This is a genomic window from Amorphoplanes friuliensis DSM 7358, assembly GCF_000494755.1.
Taxonomy (GTDB): Bacteria; Actinomycetota; Actinomycetes; order Mycobacteriales; family Micromonosporaceae; genus Actinoplanes; species Actinoplanes friuliensis.
This window is the reverse complement of the sequence record NC_022657.1, coordinates 6,176,020-6,192,145: the sequence shown is the minus strand read 5'-3', so window position 1 is coordinate 6,192,145 and position 16,126 is coordinate 6,176,020. Positions and strand designations below refer to the sequence as shown.

The 16,126-nt window shown below is 71.0% G+C and carries 15 protein-coding genes; 6 read left to right on the top strand and 9 right to left on the bottom strand.

The window, feature by feature from the left end; all coding sequences use genetic code 11:
* Nucleotides 1-53 precede the first annotated feature (53 nt).
* Nucleotides 54-2,858: a TIM-barrel domain-containing protein gene (locus AFR_RS28575; protein ID WP_041841208.1), complete on the bottom strand. Its 2,805-nt coding sequence runs from the start codon at nucleotides 2,856-2,858 to the stop codon at nucleotides 54-56.
* A gap of 118 nt (nucleotides 2,859-2,976) precedes the next feature.
* On the opposite strand from AFR_RS28575, the gene AFR_RS28570 reads away from it, so the two are divergent.
* Complete coding sequence (locus tag AFR_RS28570; RefSeq protein WP_023560287.1) at nucleotides 2,977-4,659, top strand: CocE/NonD family hydrolase; 1,683 nt, start codon at nucleotides 2,977-2,979, stop codon at nucleotides 4,657-4,659.
* Here the strand turns inward: AFR_RS28570 and AFR_RS28565 are convergent.
* Complete coding sequence (locus AFR_RS28565; protein WP_023560286.1) at nucleotides 4,642-5,049, bottom strand: SRPBCC family protein; 408 nt, start codon at nucleotides 5,047-5,049, stop codon at nucleotides 4,642-4,644. The genes AFR_RS28570 and AFR_RS28565 overlap by 18 nt on opposite strands.
* A gap of 81 nt (nucleotides 5,050-5,130) precedes the next feature.
* Between AFR_RS28565 and AFR_RS28560 the strand changes: the two genes are divergently transcribed.
* Together AFR_RS28560 and AFR_RS28555 are read left to right on the top strand one after the other, a co-directional pair.
* Nucleotides 5,131-5,487, top strand: coding sequence for a PRC-barrel domain-containing protein (locus AFR_RS28560; RefSeq protein WP_041842843.1), 357 nt, complete (start codon nucleotides 5,131-5,133; stop codon nucleotides 5,485-5,487).
* Between the two features lie 66 nt (nucleotides 5,488-5,553).
* Nucleotides 5,554-7,026 carry a sulfatase family protein gene (locus AFR_RS28555; protein ID WP_041841207.1) on the top strand — a complete coding sequence of 491 codons (1,473 nt, stop codon included), beginning with the start codon at nucleotides 5,554-5,556 and terminating at the stop codon, nucleotides 7,024-7,026.
* An 11-nt stretch (nucleotides 7,027-7,037) separates the two neighbouring features.
* On the opposite strand, the gene AFR_RS44045 is transcribed toward AFR_RS28555, so the two are convergent.
* Nucleotides 7,038-7,574 (bottom strand): DUF2267 domain-containing protein, encoded by a 537-nt coding sequence (locus AFR_RS44045; protein ID WP_023560283.1) that lies wholly within the window; start codon nucleotides 7,572-7,574, stop codon nucleotides 7,038-7,040.
* Between the two features lie 154 nt (nucleotides 7,575-7,728).
* Between AFR_RS44045 and AFR_RS28545 the strand changes: the two genes are divergently transcribed.
* On the top strand, nucleotides 7,729-8,025 hold the full coding sequence (locus AFR_RS28545) for a hypothetical protein (protein ID WP_023560282.1): 297 nt from the start codon (nucleotides 7,729-7,731) through the stop codon (nucleotides 8,023-8,025).
* Here the strand turns inward: AFR_RS28545 and AFR_RS28540 are convergent.
* Nucleotides 8,007-8,870, bottom strand: a complete 864-nt coding sequence (locus AFR_RS28540) for an MBL fold metallo-hydrolase (RefSeq protein ID WP_052359492.1) — start codon at nucleotides 8,868-8,870, stop codon at nucleotides 8,007-8,009. The genes AFR_RS28545 and AFR_RS28540 overlap by 19 nt on opposite strands.
* Before the next feature lie 126 nt (nucleotides 8,871-8,996).
* Here AFR_RS28540 and AFR_RS47015 point away from each other — a divergent pair, with 126 nt between their 5' ends.
* Nucleotides 8,997-9,476, top strand: a complete 480-nt coding sequence (locus AFR_RS47015; RefSeq protein WP_023560280.1) for a hypothetical protein — start codon at nucleotides 8,997-8,999, stop codon at nucleotides 9,474-9,476.
* 4 nt (nucleotides 9,477-9,480) lie between these two features.
* Complete coding sequence (locus AFR_RS47010; RefSeq protein ID WP_023560279.1) at nucleotides 9,481-9,933, top strand: hypothetical protein; 453 nt, start codon at nucleotides 9,481-9,483, stop codon at nucleotides 9,931-9,933.
* Nucleotides 9,934-9,940: 7 nt separating this feature from the next.
* Here the strand turns inward: AFR_RS47010 and AFR_RS48050 are convergent, their stop codons facing one another.
* The 5 genes from AFR_RS48050 to AFR_RS28505 are packed head-to-tail and all read right to left on the bottom strand — an operon-like array spanning nucleotide 9,941 to nucleotide 16,071.
* A complete protein-coding gene (locus tag AFR_RS48050; protein WP_023560278.1) occupies nucleotides 9,941-10,231 on the bottom strand; it encodes a hypothetical protein in 291 nt (96 codons plus the stop codon).
* A 30-nt stretch (nucleotides 10,232-10,261) separates the two neighbouring features.
* Nucleotides 10,262-10,855: a TetR/AcrR family transcriptional regulator gene (locus AFR_RS28520; RefSeq protein WP_023560277.1), complete on the bottom strand. Its 594-nt coding sequence runs from the start codon at nucleotides 10,853-10,855 to the stop codon at nucleotides 10,262-10,264.
* Entirely contained in the window at nucleotides 10,842-12,779 is a 1,938-nt protein-coding gene (locus AFR_RS28515; RefSeq protein ID WP_023560276.1) for an acetyl/propionyl/methylcrotonyl-CoA carboxylase subunit alpha, read from the bottom strand. The genes AFR_RS28520 and AFR_RS28515 overlap by 14 nt, the downstream gene beginning before the upstream one ends.
* A gap of 5 nt (nucleotides 12,780-12,784) precedes the next feature.
* Nucleotides 12,785-14,383 carry an acyl-CoA carboxylase subunit beta gene (locus AFR_RS28510; protein ID WP_023560275.1) on the bottom strand — a complete coding sequence of 533 codons (1,599 nt, stop codon included), beginning with the start codon at nucleotides 14,381-14,383 and terminating at the stop codon, nucleotides 12,785-12,787.
* Nucleotides 14,380-16,071 (bottom strand): acyclic terpene utilization AtuA family protein, encoded by a 1,692-nt coding sequence (locus AFR_RS28505; protein WP_023560274.1) that lies wholly within the window; start codon nucleotides 16,069-16,071, stop codon nucleotides 14,380-14,382. Before AFR_RS28505 ends, AFR_RS28510 begins: the two co-directional genes overlap by 4 nt.
* Nucleotides 16,072-16,126: the final 55 nt, after the last annotated feature.

The following is a 16,126-nucleotide window of genomic DNA, read 5'->3' as shown; positions in this document are numbered from 1 at the left end:
ACCGAGACGCGTGGTCGAGGGTGCCGGGCCGGGGAGGCCCGGCACCCTCGCTGTCATGGGCGTTTGGCGGTGGAGCGGACGAAGACCGGCATGGTGTCGAGGGTCGTCGCGATCGAGGCGGTGGTGCCGCCTGCGTACCGCTTGCCGGTGAAGTAGTCCGTCCAGGTGTTGCCCGGCGGGAACCACACCGTGGTCGACGCCGTGGGGCCCGGGGTGGTTACCGGGGCGACCAGCAGGTCCGGGCCGTAGAGGTACTGGCTGCCGGCGGTCGAGTACGCCTCCTGCTCGCCGGGATACGCGAGGTACATCGCGCGGACGATCGGGGTGCCGGTGCGGGTGGCTTCCGCGGCGGCGGCGTACGTGTAGGGCTGGAGTTTTTTGCGGAGGTTGAGGAACTTCTTGGCCGAGGCGTTCGCGGCCGCGCCGTACTGCCAGGGCAGGCGGTCGCTGTGGTTGGAGTGGAGGCGGTCGATGGGCTGGAAGGTACCCATCTGGACCCAGCGGGCGTAGAGGTCGTCCGGGAGTTTGGTGCTGCCCGGTTCGGAACCCGGCTCCTGGAGGCCTCCGGTGTGGCCGCCGATGTCGTGGCTGACCGCGGCCAGGCCGGTCGCGGCCGACTCGCCCGGGGTGTAGCCGACCTCGTAGCGCAGGGTTTCCCAGTTGGAGATCGTGTCGCCGGTGAAGTGCAGGGTGGTGCGTTTGTCGGCCCAGGGGCCGGTCGCGACCGGGCCCGGGTTGCCGTAACCGCCGGCCTGCAGCGACCCGTACGCGCGGGAGAACGCAAAACCGGTCTGGTCGGCGTACTGCTGGTTGATCCAGGCGTCGGGGGTGACGCCGGGCAGGGTGGAGCGGGAGGCGTCGCAGCACCAGTCGAGCCACCAGAAGTCGAGGCCCTCGGCGCCCATCTGGTCGTGGAGCCAGAGGTAGGCCTTCAGCTGGTCGGCGTCGCCGAAGTCGAAGACGTAGCAGTCGGGGCCGCCGTTGCAGCCGGTCTTCTGGAGCTTGCCCTTGGCGATCTGCTGCGCCCCGGCGAAGTGCGGGTCGGAGCCCAGGATGCTCGGGTGGATGTTGAGGCCGGTGTGGACACCCTGGGAGCGCAGGCGGGCGGCGAACGTCTTCCAGTCCGGGATGCGGGTGGGGTCGATCGACCAGCCGTTCCACTTGTCGGGCGCCTTGAAGTCGGTGTCGACGACCAGGGCGTCCAGGGGTACACCTTCGCTCTTGAAGCGGGCCACGATCGCCTCGAACTCGGCGGCCGTGCGGTCGAAGTACTCCGAGTACCAGACGCCGTAGGCCCAGCGGGGGAGCAGCTTGGTCGGCCCGGTCAGGGTCGACAGCTCCCGCAGACCGCGGCGGTAGTCCTGGCCGTAGGCGAAGACGTACCCGTCCTGACCTGCGGTGGGGCGCTGTGTCACCGTCCGGGTGGCCGGGCGGTAGAGCGCGGAGGCCGAGTCGTCGAGCAGCGACCAGCCGTCCTGGTAGAGCAGCCCGCCGTAGGTGCGCGCGCCGCCGTTGACGTTGTCCAGGCCACGCCGGTACCCGCCGAGCGGTGCGTGCGGGGCGAGCAGCGGCGCGTTCTTCGCGGCGACCGCCACCGTGTCCAGGTTGACGTTGCAGCTCTGGTCGGTCGGGCAGCCCAGCGCCACGGTGTTGGTCCCGGCCTTCAGGGACACCACGACCGATTCGGTACGCCAGTAGTCCCATCCACTCGTCGGCGGCAGGGTGGCGGTGACGGGTGCGGCATCGTTCGCGGTCACGCTCATCGTCCGGGTCTGCACCGGCTGGGCGCCGGCCGGCCCGTTGGCGTAGCGCAGTTGCACGCGGTAGTCACCCGCGGCGGGCACGCCGGTCACGGTCAGGGCGACCCCGGCCCCGGTACGTTCCATCCCGGCCACGAACCCGTCGCCGGAATACCCGTTGTGGTCGTCGGCGAGCCGCGAGCCACCGGTCAGGGTGCCGGTGTCGGCCTCGCAGACGGCGCCGAACGCGCACGGCTGCGGGCTGGGCGGCGTGGGTGCGGGGTACGCGGCTCCGGGCGCGAGCACCGCCAGGCTGTCCACGTTGACGTTGCCGGAGTCGGTCGCCGTCCGGACGAGACTGATCTCGTGGCGGCCGGCCGTCAGGGTCAGCGGCACCGTGGCGAGCGCCCAGGTGTCCCAGTTCGCGGTCGGCGGCAACGTCAGCGTGCCGGACGCGACGCCATCGACCGTGACGGTCAGCGTGCGGGCGACGTTCTGGCCGTCCCCGCCGGTGCTGTTGGCGTAGCGGACCGAGAGCTGCTGAGCGCCCGCGGCGGCGGGGGTGACGGCAAACGTGAGCGACGTGCCGGTGCCCTCGAAGCCGGCCGCAAAGCCCCGGCCGGTGTAGTCGCGGTGGTCGGTTCCCACGCTCAGACCGTTGAGGGCGAGCGCCTCGGCCTCACACAGAGCACCCGGTACGCAGTCAGGGGCGCCCAGTCCGGCCCAGGGTGCGGCGGTCACGGTCTGCTTGCCGGACTTCAGCCGTACCGTGAGGTTGTCGTCGGTGAACGGCCCGGACCCGAGCCGGTAGCGCAGGGTCGCCGCGGCCGTCTCGATCGTCAGCCAGCCCTGCGAGACCCGCTTGGTGAAGCGTGTGGGTGAGAAGCCGTTGCGGCCGATCACGTTGAAGGTGGAGCCGTCGGTGAACTTGCCACCGGGGGAGTACTCGGTCCTGATCAGCGTCGGTGAGAGCACCTGGAAGCGGGCCTTCCCCGCGCTGATCGTCTGCAGCTTCTTGGCGGTGGCCTGGGCCGGTGAGGAGGGGGACAGCACCACGCCACCCGTCACCAGGGCCAGGGCGGCCACAGCGGCGACCCTTCGCCGAACAAAATCGCGCACAGTCGCACCCCATCGGTAGCGAATGAAACTTTTCGATGACAACGCTGACACCCGGCGGCAACAGAAGTCAATGGATCAAGAGCCGGGTGATCAAGGAAGGGGGCGTTATGTTCGACTCATGACCAAGTTGACCCGGGTGGCAGGGCTGGCCGCGGATCTGGCGCTGGGGCTGCCCGCCCGAGCGGTCCCGTACGAGGTCCGGCGGGACGTGGCGGTGCGGATGCCCGACGGTGTCACGCTGCTGGCGGACCACTATCGACCGGCCGGGCCCGAGCAGGCGCTGCCGGTGGTGCTCATCCGCGTGCCGTACGGCCGCGGTGGTCTCTACGGCCAGATGTTCGCCGCCCCGCTCGCCCGCCGCGGTTTCCAGGTGTTCACGCAGGCCACGCGGGGGACGTTCGGGTCGGGCGGGCAGTTCCGGCCGTTCACCACCGAGCACGACGACGGCCTGGCCACGGTCGCCTGGCTGCACGAGCAGCCGTGGTGCGACGGGCGCGTCGCGATGACCGGCGCCAGCTACTTCGGGCACACCCAGTGGGCCGTCGCCCCGTACGTCGATCCGCCGCTGACCTGCGTCTCGCCGCACATCACCTCGTCGCGGGTGACCAGCACGCTGTTCTACGACCACGGTGCACCGCAGATCCACACCGGTCTGAGCTGGTCGGCCTCCATCGGCCGGCAGGAGCGCGGCGGGCTGCTCGGTGGACTGCCCGATCCCCGCGTCCGCGCCAAGGTCAGCCGGGGGCTGCGCCGGCTGCCGCTGCAGGCCGCCGACGTGTCCGTCGCCGGTGCGCCGGTGCCGTTCTGGCGGGACTTCGTCGCCCACGGCGAGCCGGCCGACACCTTCTGGTCGCAGGCCGACCACAACGGCGCCGACCTGACCCGGATGCCGCCGGTGAGCATGGTGACCGGCTGGTGGGACCTGTTCCTGGCCGGCCAGCTCACCGATTACACCGCGCTGCGGGCGGCCGGCGTCCCGGCGCGGATCGTGGTCGGGCCGTGGCTGCACGGCGAGCCCGGTGAGCTGCGGATGATCGCCCGCACCGACGTGAAGTGGCTGGACCACCACCTGCGCGGCGGCCCGGCACCCTCCGGCGCCCCCGTGCGCGTCTTCCTGCAGCAGGCCGGGCGGTGGCTGAACTTCGACCAGTGGCCCCCGGCGACGACGCAGGAGCAGGTGCAGCACCTGCGGGCCGGTGGCACGCTGAGCCCGTCACCCGAGGGCGGCGAGGTCGCGCCGGCCCGCTTCACCTACGACCCCGCCGACCCCACGCCGACGGTCGGCGGCCCGCTGCTGCAGCCGCCGGGCAAGCAGGCCGACAACGCCGAGGTCGAACGCCGCCCCGACGTCCTGGTCTTCACCGGCCCGCCGCTGAGCGCCCCCCTCGACCTGGTCGGACCGGTCAAGGCCCGGATCCACGTCCGGACCGAGCTCCCGTACGCCGACGTGTTTGTCCGGCTGTGCGACGTCGACGCCAAGGGTGTCTCCCGCAACGTGGTCGACGGCATCCGGCGCCTCGACCCCCGCACCGTCCCGGCCGACGACGTGACGGCCGGTGACGACGGCGTGCTGACCGTCGACGTGGCGCTGTTCCCGACCGCCTACCGGGTCCGGGCCGGGCACCGGCTCCGCGTGCAGGTCAGCGGGGGTGCGTTCCCCCGGTACGCCCGCAACATGGGCACCGGCGAGCCGTTCGGCACGGCCACCACGGGTCGCACGAACGCCTTCGAGGTCTTCCACGACGAGGCGCACCCGTCACAGATCGTCCTGCCCGTGCTGGGCTCAGCGCACCAGGCGTGACAGGGCGAGCCGGGCGAGCGGCAGGTAGGCGAGCACCACGGGTCCGAAGCCGACGATCGTCAGCCGGGTCCGGGTGCCGCCCGCCGTCGCCTCGACCGTGTGCAGCAGGGCCAGCCGCACCCCGGCCGCCGACGCGGTCCAGGACCAGGTGCGGACCGGGTCGGTGTCGTGGACGGCGAGGATCTGGAAACGCACCGGCAGACCACCGGGCCCGCGAACCACACCCGAGGTGCCCGGCGCGAGCCGCTCGCCGGCATAGTCGACCGAGCGGATCTGCGGTGACCATTCCGGCCACCGCCGGGGCCGGACATAGCGGTCCCAGACCTCCTCGACGGTACGCGGCCCCGCGACGCTGATCTCGCGCCGCAGCGCCGGCCAGCCGGGCTTCACACCTGCACCATGCCCGCAGCGTAGTCGTCCCGCCTGCTCAGTGCTGGTTTGCGCACCCACGGCCACGGGCACCCCGGTGACATGTTCCCTGCAGAGAATCTCCGTGACTGGCGTGGCGAGAAGGTCATCGATCCCGACGGCGACAAGATCGGCAGTCTGGAAGCGATCTACTTCGACACCGCCACCGACGAACCCGCCTTCGTCACGGTGCAGATCGGCATCATCGGCCGCCACCGCCTCGCTTTTGTCCCCCTCGCGGGCGCCACGGTCACCCCGTCCGCGGTCCGCGTGCGCTTCGACAAGAAGCTCGTGGGCGACGCGCCGACCATCGACCTCGACGGCGAACTCACGGCCGCCGACGAGCCGGCGGTCTTCGCCCATTACAACCTCCCGTACGCGACCGGTGCGGCCGGCGAGCGCCGCCTGGCCCGCCGCTGACGTCCCTTACGGAGCCCGAACGTCGCCCTGACGTTCCTCCAGCGCTGCGTCCCTAGCGTCCGGGGCATGACTTTGCTCCGGCGTACCACCGCAGTGCTCTCCGCGATGACCGTCGTTGCCGGGCTGTCCGCGTGCGACCCACGCCTGCCCGGCTCCGGCGACGGCGGCCCGGACACCGACCGGCCCAACATCGTCTTTGTCCTGACCGACGACCTGGCGTCGAACCTCGTGCAGTACATGCCGCACGTCCAGGCGCTGGCGAAGAAGGGCACCTCGTTCGCCAACTACACGGTCACCGACTCGCTGTGCTGCCCGTCGCGGTCGTCGATCTTCACCGGTCGTTACCCGCACAACACCGGGATCTTCACGAACGGCGGCAAGGACGGCGGCTTCACCACGTTCAAGAAAAACGGCGAGGAGAAGTCGACCTTCGCCACGTCGCTGCAGCAGGCGGACTACCGCACCGCGATGATGGGCAAGTACCTCAACGAATACCTGCCGAAGGACAAGTACGTCCCGCCCGGCTGGACCGAGTGGGACGTCGCGGGCAACGCCTACGGCCAGTACGACTACAACCTCCTCGAGAACGACCAGGTCAAGCACTACGGCAAGGCGCCCGGGGACTACCTGACCACGGTCGTCAGCGGTAAGGCCACGAAGTTCATCACCGACTCGGTCGCTGCGAAGAGCCCGTTCCTGCTCGAGGTGGCCACGTTCACGCCGCACGGCCCGTTCACCCCGGCGCCGGAGGACAAGGACAAGTTCCCCGGGCTGACCGCGCCGCGCGGACCGGCCTTCGACAAGCTGCCTGCCGACCCGCCGAAGTACCTCGCCGGGCGTGAGCCCCTCACCGCCGACGAGAAGAAGAAGATCGACACGGACTTCCGCAAGCGGGCCCAGGCGGTGCAGTCGGTCGACCGGATGATCGGCTCGATCCAGGACACCCTCGAGAAGGCCGGCGTGGCCGACAACACGATCATCGTGTTCAGCTCCGACAACGGGTTCCACATGGGGGAGTACAGAATGACCCCCGGCAAGCAGACGGCGTTCGACACCGACGTGAACGTGCCGCTGATCGTGGCCGGCCCGGGTGTCGGCGCGGGCCGGACGGTCACCGAGGCCGCGGAGAACGTCGATCTGCGGCCGACCTTCGAAGCCCTGGCCGGTGCGACCACACCGTCCGAAGTGGACGGCAGCAGCCTGGTGCCGTTGCTGCGCGGGGAATCCAGCGCCGGGTGGCGTACGACCTCGCTGGTCGAGCATCACGGCCCGAACACCGACCCGGCCGACCCGGACCGGCCGGCGAAGAACGGTGGCAACCCGGCCACCTACGAGGCCATCCGGACCAGCACGTACACCTACGTCGAGTACGCGGACGGGACCAGCGAGTACTACGACCGCAAGGCGGACCCTGACATGCTGAACAACATCGCCGGCACGCTGGCGCCGGACACCCGGACGAAGCTGGCGGCAACGGTCAAGGGCATGAGCGTCTGCCAGGGCCGGCGGCAGTGCTGGACCGCGGCCGGCGGCAAATAGCAAGTCCTGCGTTACGACTCGGCTGACGAGGTGAGGGCGGCGTTGGGCAGCGCCGCCCGCACCTTGCGGCGTACCGGCTGGGGCGTGGGCTCCCGGTCCGGTGCCTTCAGGGTGAGCGTCGCGACGGCCGGCGCCAGCAACAGCACGAACTGCCGGGGCCGCTGTGCCGGGTCGGCCGAGCGGGCGGACAGCAGACCCCGCAGGTCGCCGGGCAACAACGCGGCGAGCTGAGCCGGGGTCACGCCGCGGCAGAAGGCGTTGAGCTGCTCGAACGTCACGCGCAGGTAGAAGGCGGCGTCGGGCTCAGGGACGTGCAACTCCTCGGCGACCTCACGGATGAGCTGCTGGGCGGTGCACTGATCGATGTGCCGGCCCGACATCGTGACACCGATGTCAGCCGGCAGCTGTGCGGCCAGCTCGGCGAATGCGGTGGGGGAAAGACGTTTCTCCAGCGCCTGCATCACCGCCCGGACGACGCGTCTGGCTTGATTGCGGCCGTGCAGGCGGGCGCAGATCCGAACCTGGGTCAGCAGGTCGTCGCGGTGCATGGGTCACCGTCTTTCCTGATCCACTTTTGGGTCCAATCGACTACCCGCGGAAAAAGCACCTAAACCATCCCGGCGCCGACTGTTCAAAAGGTGTGAAGCAGCCGGCTGGGGGAAAACAGCGCCCGGATCCGCGTACCAGGAGAAGGAGCGCAGAATGCAGCCACAGGAACTGACCCACGTGAATGTCGGCATGACCGTCGTCGACGTGGACGGCGCGGAGGCCGGGGCGGTCACGGCCGTTCAGCAGCCGGGCACGGACGTGCGCCCGGACCTCGCCGCCGGCATCGCCGAGCGGCTGATGGGCTCCGGATATCTCCGCGTGGACGGCACCGGACTGCTGTCGAACGACGTGTACGCCTCCGGTGACCAGATCTCCGGAACCGTCGAGGGCCGGCCCGGAGTGGTGAACCTCCGCGTCACCCGCGACGAGCTCTACCGATCCGAGTCCTGAGCCCCGGACGCGAGACCCGGCCGGCTGACCTGGCCGGCCGGGCGCACCGGCAGCTCGAGGGTCGAACCACGCTCGATCGGCTGGATGCCGGTCAGGCCGTGCTCCCGGGCCCGCTCGACGAAGTCACTCAGCGGCGACGTGAAAACCGTGTAGTCGTCGTGGTGCACCGGCACCGTCAGACGCGGCCGGATGAGCTCGGTCAGGTCGACACCCTGACGGGCGTCCATCGTGAGCAGCATGCCGAACACCCGGGTGCCACCGAGGTGCACGATCATCGCGTCGATGTCACCGCAGCGCTCGGGCACCTGAGCCAGGAACGGCCGGTTCAGGGTGTCGCCGGTGATGTAGACCCGCAGCCGGCACACGTCGTCGACCCGCAGCTCGATCACCGACCCCATGACGTCGGGCAGGAGCCACTCGGCCGGTCCGGGACCGTGACGGCCGGGGACCGCGGTGATGCGCAGCCGCTCACGGCCGCGCGCCCAGTCGTAGCTCTCCCAGGTCGGAAGGCCTCGCACCGCCCGGAATTTCCACTGCCGCAGCTTCCGGCGCGCCTGCGGTGTCGTGAAGATCGGCGTCGCGGACGGCAGCTCCGCCTTGGCCACCCCGTCGAAGTGGTCCCCGTGCAGGTGGGACAGCACCACACCGTCCAGCGGCGGCAACTCGCCCATCGTCATCGCCGGGTCGAGCAAGCGGCGGGTCCAGGCACCCTTACCGAGATAGACCCGGGTCCCCGCCGGTACGAAGTTGGGGTCGGTCAGCAGGGTGAACGACCCCAGCCGCAGCAGGGTCGTGGCGTTGCCGACAAACGTCACGCCGGCCTTCACATCAGGATCATCCAGCACGGATTGCCACCTCCGCCGCGCGCATACCCCCGGAAACGCGACTCACACCCCCTGCACCTCCTCCGGTACGCGAGCACCTGAACAATGGGCTGGTCGACTCCGGCCGTACAGGAAGAGGGTTTGATCATGGGTTGGAACACGTCGGTGCTCTTCCGGCAGGGAATCACGGCCGACGAGGCCGTCGACGACCTGGCCATCACCGAGTTCAGCGGCGAGACCGTCGAGGCGGAGCAGGCCACCAGCGCCCTCAAGCCCGACGCGCTCTACGCGGCCGAGTCCGGCGGGTGGGCGCAGGTCTGGAACCCGATGATGGACCTGGTCATGGGCTGGGAACCGACCGACACCGCCACCGCCCTGATCGCGTTCTTCAGCAGCGTCTCCAGCACCTACGGCTTCTCGCTCTTCACCGACGGCGAACGCACCCGCCACTTCGTCTACGCCGAGGGCGAGATCGTCGAGGACGAGGGCACACCCCTGGCCAGCGAAGCCGGCATCGAGGTGCCGTCCTGGGGCCCGGACGAGAACTACATCTGGGCCGTCATCACCGCGGTCACCGGCCTGACCTACGACGAAAGCCTGCAGTACCGCGTCTACCCGGTCGGATGACCGCGTGCGCGCCGACCTCCTGCGCCGGGTCCGGCTGAACCAGGCCCGGCTCCTGGTCGACCACCTCGACCCACCCGAACTCGTCCTGCTCGCCTGCGACCTCCTGATCGACGGCTCCGACGCGGCCGTCGCTCTCGCCACCGAGTCGCCGTCGCGGCTGGAGGAGCGGGAGGCCGCGCGCCTGTTCGAAGACCTGGTGCGGGAGCTCGGCCTGCCCGACCTCGCCCTCGCCACGGCGGTGTCCCTCGTCGCTACGGACACCTGCCGTCACCTGCTCGACGGCACCCTGCCACCCGAAACCGCCGGCCATCGGCTGCTGGTCATCGGGCACGAGGGCGCGCCGCCGTTCGGGCTGCTGCAACCGCTCCTCGCCCTCCTCGACAACAGCGCCGACCCGGCCTTCGCTGCCCGCCTCAAGTCCCTGGCCCGAGACCTCCTCACAACCCTCGAAGGGTGACGGCGGCTCAGTCGCCGCAGAACCACAGGTAGAGGTGCTGACCTTGCTCGACTACAGCCGCGAGCCGGCGGATCTCTCTGCGAGCGGGGTCGGGGATCAGGGTGGCCGGGAGCCGGTCCAGCTCCGCCAGCAGGAGGGGGATCTGGCGCTGGTTGAAGATGGTGTCGAGGTAGGCGCAGAGCCCGGCCAGCATCGGAAACTCCGCCGGCTCCAGGTCGATGAGTTCCTGGGTCCATTCGAAACCCGATGCGTGCGCCACGACGTCGCCGGAGTCGTCCCGGACCTGAAGATCAATCACTGGGCGACGGTAGCGGACACCGCGGTCGTGTCACGGCTTTGGGAGGGCGAGGGCCAGGTGGGTGGACCAGGTACGGACGACGTGGGCGCGGCGGCGGGAGTCGTCGGTGAGGATGTCGGCGAGGGCGAGGCCTCGGGCCAGGTCGAGGGTGGCCTGGATGAGGCCGCGCATGTGCGGGTCGGTGTCGTCGACGCGGAGGAGGCGGACGGCCCGGCGGTGGACCTCGCGGGCGAAGTGGCGTTCCAGGGGGACCACCGCTGAGCGGAGGTCGGGGTCGGCGGCGGCCACCGTCCAGACCTGCAGGGCGGCGCGGAAGAGTTCGCCGCCGATGGCTTCGACCAGGCCGGCGACCACCGTGTGGATGCGGTCGGGGTCGGTGCCGGAGGGGTCGGGGAGGGCGTCGAGCAGGGCCGCGCGGTCGGCGAACATGTGTTCCAGGGCGGCGATGATCAGAGCTTCGCGGGTGGGGAAGTGGTGCTGGACGGCGCCGCGGCTGAGGCCGGCTTCGGTGGCGATGAGGCCGACTGTCGAGGCTTCCCAGCCGTGGGTGGCCAGGCAGCGGATGGCTGTTTCGAGCAGGCGCCGGCGGGTGGCGCGCGAGCGGTCCTGTTTAGGTGCGGTCATCGGTGACCACGGCCAAGGGCGTGCCCTGGCTGACCTGCCGGCCGATGCTGACCGGCAGCTCCGTGACCGTGCCGTCGGCGGGGGCGGTGACGACGTGTTCCATTTTCATCGCCTCCAGCCAGACCAGGGGCTGGCCGGCCCGGACGGTGTCGCCGACCTGCACGCCGACCCGGATCACGGTTCCGGGCATCGAGGCGATCAGTGCACCGGCCGTGAGTCGCGTCGACGGGTCGGTGAAACGCGGGACTCGTCGCAGCGTGACCGAGCCGGTCGGGCCGTCGACCACCACGTGGTTGTCGTAGCGGCCCACCGACCAGCTGCGCCGCACGCCGCCGAGATCAAGAACCACCCGATCGGCGCCGGCCGAGACGACCACCTCGCCGGTGGCGACCTCCATTCCGGTACGCCCGGAGCGGTAGCGCACGGCGATCTCGTGCTCTCCGGCCGCGTAGGTGCGGGTGCGGTAACCGACGGGGATGTTGCGGAAGCCGCGTGCGGGGCCGCTGGTCAGCGCCGCATCCGACAGGGCGGCGACCAGGGCGCCCAGTTCCGGCTCCAGGGCTGTGCCGGCGGTGAGGCCGCCCGGTGGGTTCAGGTCGTAGAAGTCGGTGGCGGCAGTGCCGGCCAGGAACGCGGGGTGGAGCAGGCTTGCCACCAGCAGGTCGCGGTTGGTCGTGACGCCGTGGAGGCGGGACCGGCGCAACGCCGCTGCGAGCTGGCGCGCGGCGCCTTCCCGGGTGGCGCTGTAGGAGATGACTTTGGCCAGCATCGCGTCGTAGTAGGTGCCGACGACACTGCCGGTCTCCACACCGGAGTCCACGCGGATGGTGTCGATCCGGGGCCGGTCGAACCACGTGGCGGCGGGAACCTCGAAGCGGGCCAGGACACCGGACTGCGGGCGCCAGTTGTCGGTGGGGCTCTCGGCGTACAGGCGGGCCTCGATGCTGTGGCCGGTCATGGCCGGCTCCGGGCCGGTCAGGGGGAGGCCCGCGGCGATGTCGACCTGCAGGGCGACCAGGTCGGTGCCGGTGACACATTCGGTGACGGGGTGTTCGACCTGCAGGCGGGTGTTCATCTCGAGGAACCAGAAGCGGCCCTGTTCGTCGGCGAGGAACTCGACGGTGCCGGCGCCGCGGTAGCCGACGGCGGCTGCGGCGGTGCGGCCCGCCGCGAGCAGGCGGTCGCGCAGGTCGCCGCCGATGCGGTCGACGAGCGGTGCCGGTGCCTCCTCGATGACCTTCTGGTGGCGGCGCTGCAGTGAACATTCCCGGTCGCCGAGGGCCCAGACGGTGCCGTGGTCGTCGGCCAGGATCTGGACCTCGAGGTGGTGGCCGGCCTCGAGGTAGCGCTCGCAGAAGACCGTCTTGTCGCCGAAGGCCGCGGCTGCTTCGCGTTCGGCGGCGGCCACCGCGTCCGGCAGGTCCTGCAGCGTGCGGACGATGCGCATGCCCCGCCCGCCGCCTCCCGCCGAGGCCTTGACCAGCACCGGGAGGTCGGCGTCGGTGAGGGTGGCCACGTCGAGCCGGTCGAGGACGGGCACCCCGGCGGCGGCCATCAGCTGCTTCGACTCGATCTTGGAGCCCATCGCCGCGATCGCTTCCGGTCCGGGACCGATCCAGGTCAGACCCGCTTCGCGTACGGCCGTTGCAAAGCCCGCATTTTCGGACAGGAAGCCGTAGCCGGGGTGGATCGCGTCGGCACCGGCGCGCAGGGCCGCCGCGATGATCAGATCGCCCCGCAGGTAGGTCTCGGCCGGTGCGGACCCGGGCAGGTGCACCGCCGCGTCGGCTTCGGTGACGTACGGGCTGCCGGCATCGGCGTCGGAGAAGACGGCCACGGTGGCCAGGCCCCGGCGCCGGCAGGTCGCGAAGATGCGGCGGGCGATCTCGCCGCGGTTGGCGACCAGGACACTGGTGATGGTCATGGTCCTCACATCCGGAAGACGCCGAAGGCGTCGGTGCCCTGCACCGGCGCGGTGTGGATCGCGGACAGCGCGAGGCCGAGGACGTCGCGGGTGTCGCGCGGGTCGATGATGCCGTCGTCGTAGACGAGCCCGGACAGCACCAGCGGCATCGCCTCGGCGGTGATCTGCTGCTCGATCGCGTGCCGGACCACCTGGGCGCCCTCCTCGTCGAACGGCCGGCCCTGCGCCAGCGCGGACGCCCGCGACACCATGATGCTGACGTCGGCGAGCTGATGGGCGCCCATCACCGCGGACCGGGCGCTCGGCCAGGTGAAGACAAAACGGGGGTCGTACGCGCGACCGCACATGCCGTAGTGCCCGGCGCCGTAGGAGTTGCCGATCAGCACCGAGAGGTGCGGGACGGTCGAGTTCGACACCGCGTTGATCATCATGGCGCCGTGTTTGATGATGCCGCCCTGCTCGTACTCCTGGCCGACCATGTAACCGGTCGTGTTGTGCAGGAACAGCAGGGGAGTGTTCGAGCGGTTGGCGAGCTGGATGAACTGCGCCGCCTTCTGGGCCTCGGCGCTGAACAGCACTCCGCGTTCGTTGGCCAGGATGCCGATCGGGAAGCCGTGCAGCTGCGCCCAGCCGGTGACCAGCGAGCTGCCGTACAGCGGTTTGACCTCGTCGAAGTCGCTGTCGTCGACGATGCGGGCGATGACCTCCCGCGGGTCGAACGGCGCCTTCAGCCCGGGTGGCACGATCGCGAGCAGGTCGTCCGCGGCGTACCGGGGCGGCCGGGGTGTGGTGGTCGCCGGGCCGGCGGCCTTGTGGTGGTTGAGGCGCGCGACGATGCGGCGGCCGATCCGGATGGCGTCCTGCTCGTCGGTGGCGTAGTGGTCGGCCAGGCCGGAGATGCGGGCGTGCATCTCGGCGCCGCCCAGCGACTCGTCGTCGGACTCCTCACCGGTGGCCGCCTTGACCAGCGGCGGGCCGGCCAGGAAAACCTTCGACCGCTTCTCGATCATCACCACGTGGTCGCTCATGCCGGGCAGGTAGGCGCCGCCGGCCGTGGAGTTGCCGAAGACCAGCGCGATCGTGGGGATGCCGGCGGCGGACAGCCGGGTCAGGTTGCGGAAGACCGCGCCGCCGGGGATGAAGACTTCCTTCTGCGTGGGCAGGTCCGCGCCCCCGGACTCGACCAGCGCGATGACCGGCAGCCTGTTCTGCAGGGCGATCTCGTGCATCCGCAGCGTCTTGCGCAGCGACCACGGGTTGCTCGCGCCACCCTTGACCGTGGGGTCGTTGGCGATGATCAGGCACTCCACACCGCTGACCTCGCCGATCCCCGCGACCACACTGCCGCCGACCGCGAACGAGGACCCGTAGCCGGCCAGCGGGGCCAGCTCGAGGAACGGCGCGTCGAGGTCGAGCAGCAGCTCGATGCGTTCGCGGGCGGTGAGCTTGCCGCGGGCGCGGTGCCGGGCGACCGCCTTCTCGCCGCCACCGGCGACCGCCTTGGCGTTCTCGGCCGCGACCTCGTCGAGGGCGTCGAGCATGGACTGCCGGGCGGCACGGGCGTCGGCGCTCTCCGGGTCCAGGGTGGACCGCAGGACGGTCATGAAACCTCCAGCAGGGCGACGGGGATCTCGACGTGCCGCGACCGCAGCCACTCACCGAGCCCCTTGGCCTGCGGGTCGAAGCGGGCGTTGTAAGCGACACCCTGACCGAGCAGGCCGTCGATGACGACGTTCACGGCGCGCAGCGCGGGCAGCCGGATGATCCGGACCGCCAGGCCGGCGGTCTCCGGGAGCAGATCGCGGATCGTCTCCTCGGTGATCAGGGCGGCGAGCCACGGGTACGCCGCGTCGTCGCGCACCCAGAGGCCGACGTTGGCGCTCCCGCCCTTGTCACCCGACCGGGCCCCGGCGACGGTCCCCAGCGGAAGGCGGCGGGTCGGACCCGGATCGCCGGCAGCGGGCGCAACCGGGCCGGACAGCGGCCGGAGCGGCGCGGTGACCAGCGGCGGGGCAATGCTGTCGACGGTCCCGTCGTCCAGCACCACCTCGTGCACCGGCACGTCCTGGGGGACAAAGGCCGGAGTGAAGACACCGTACGGGTGCGCGCGTCCCGGGGGCGTGGTGCTGAAGAAGCCCGGGTAGGACCCCAGCGCGACCTCGACGGCGGCGTTGGTGAACGCGCGGCCCACCACCTTCTCGGCCGGGTCACGGGCGACGACCGTGAGCAGCGCGGACGCCTGCTGCTGCGTCGGTGCGTCCGCGGAGTCGAGGCGAGCCAGGGTCCAGGTGACCTCGGCCGGTGCGGTGGGGCAGGCGGCGGCGAACTGGCGCCGGAACAGGTCCGCCTTGGCCTCGATGTCGAGACCGGTCAGCACCACCGTGACCTCGTTGCGGAAGCCGCCGACGGCTACACACGAGACCTTGAGGTCGGGCGGGGGCGGCTCACCGCGTACGCCGGTGATCTCCACCCGGTCGGGCCCGGACCGGTGCAGGGTGATCGTGTCGAGCCTGGTCGTGACGTCGGGGCCGGCGTAGCGGGCATCGCCGATCTCGTAGACCAGCTGGGCCGTGACCGTGCCGACCGTGACCGCGCCGGACGTGCCCGGGTGCTTGGTGATGACGCTGGAACCGTCCCGGTGCAGCTCGGCGATCGGGAAACCCGGGTGGACCAGATCGTCGATCTCGGTGAAGAACGGGTAGTTGCCACCGGTGGCCTGCGTGCCGCACTCGATCACGTGACCGGCCACGGTGGCGCCGGCGAGCGCGTCGAGGTCGTCGTGGCTCCAGCCGAAATGGGCGATCGCCGGGCCGACGGTCAGCGAGGCGTCGGTGACCCGCCCGGTGACCACCACCTCGGCCCCGGACTGCAGCGCCCGGGCGATCCCGAACGCACCGAGATAGGCGTGCGCGCCGAGTGGGGAGCCCAGCCCGAGGTCGGTGGCGCGGGGCGTGAGGTCGTCACCGCGTACCAGAGCGATCTTGGTCTGGCCGAGCTCTCGCAGGGCGGTGACCAGGCCGGAAGGGTTGACCCCGCCGGCGTTGGCGACGATGCGGACACCGCGGTCCCGGGCCAGGCTCAGGCAGTCGCGCAGCTGGGCCAGGAAGGTCCGGGCATAACCGGTGGCGGGATCGGCAGCGCGGTCACGGGCCAGGATGAGCATGGTCAGCTCGGCCAGATAGTCGCCGGTGAGGACGTCGAGCTCGCCGCCCTCGAGCATCTCGCACATCGCGGAGAGCCGGTCGCCGTAGAACCCGGAGCAGTTGCCGACACGCAGCGGATCGGGGCTCATGCCCGCTGACATTGGCACAGCGGCGAAAAACAAGCAAGCGTGCTTGTTTCTCCGT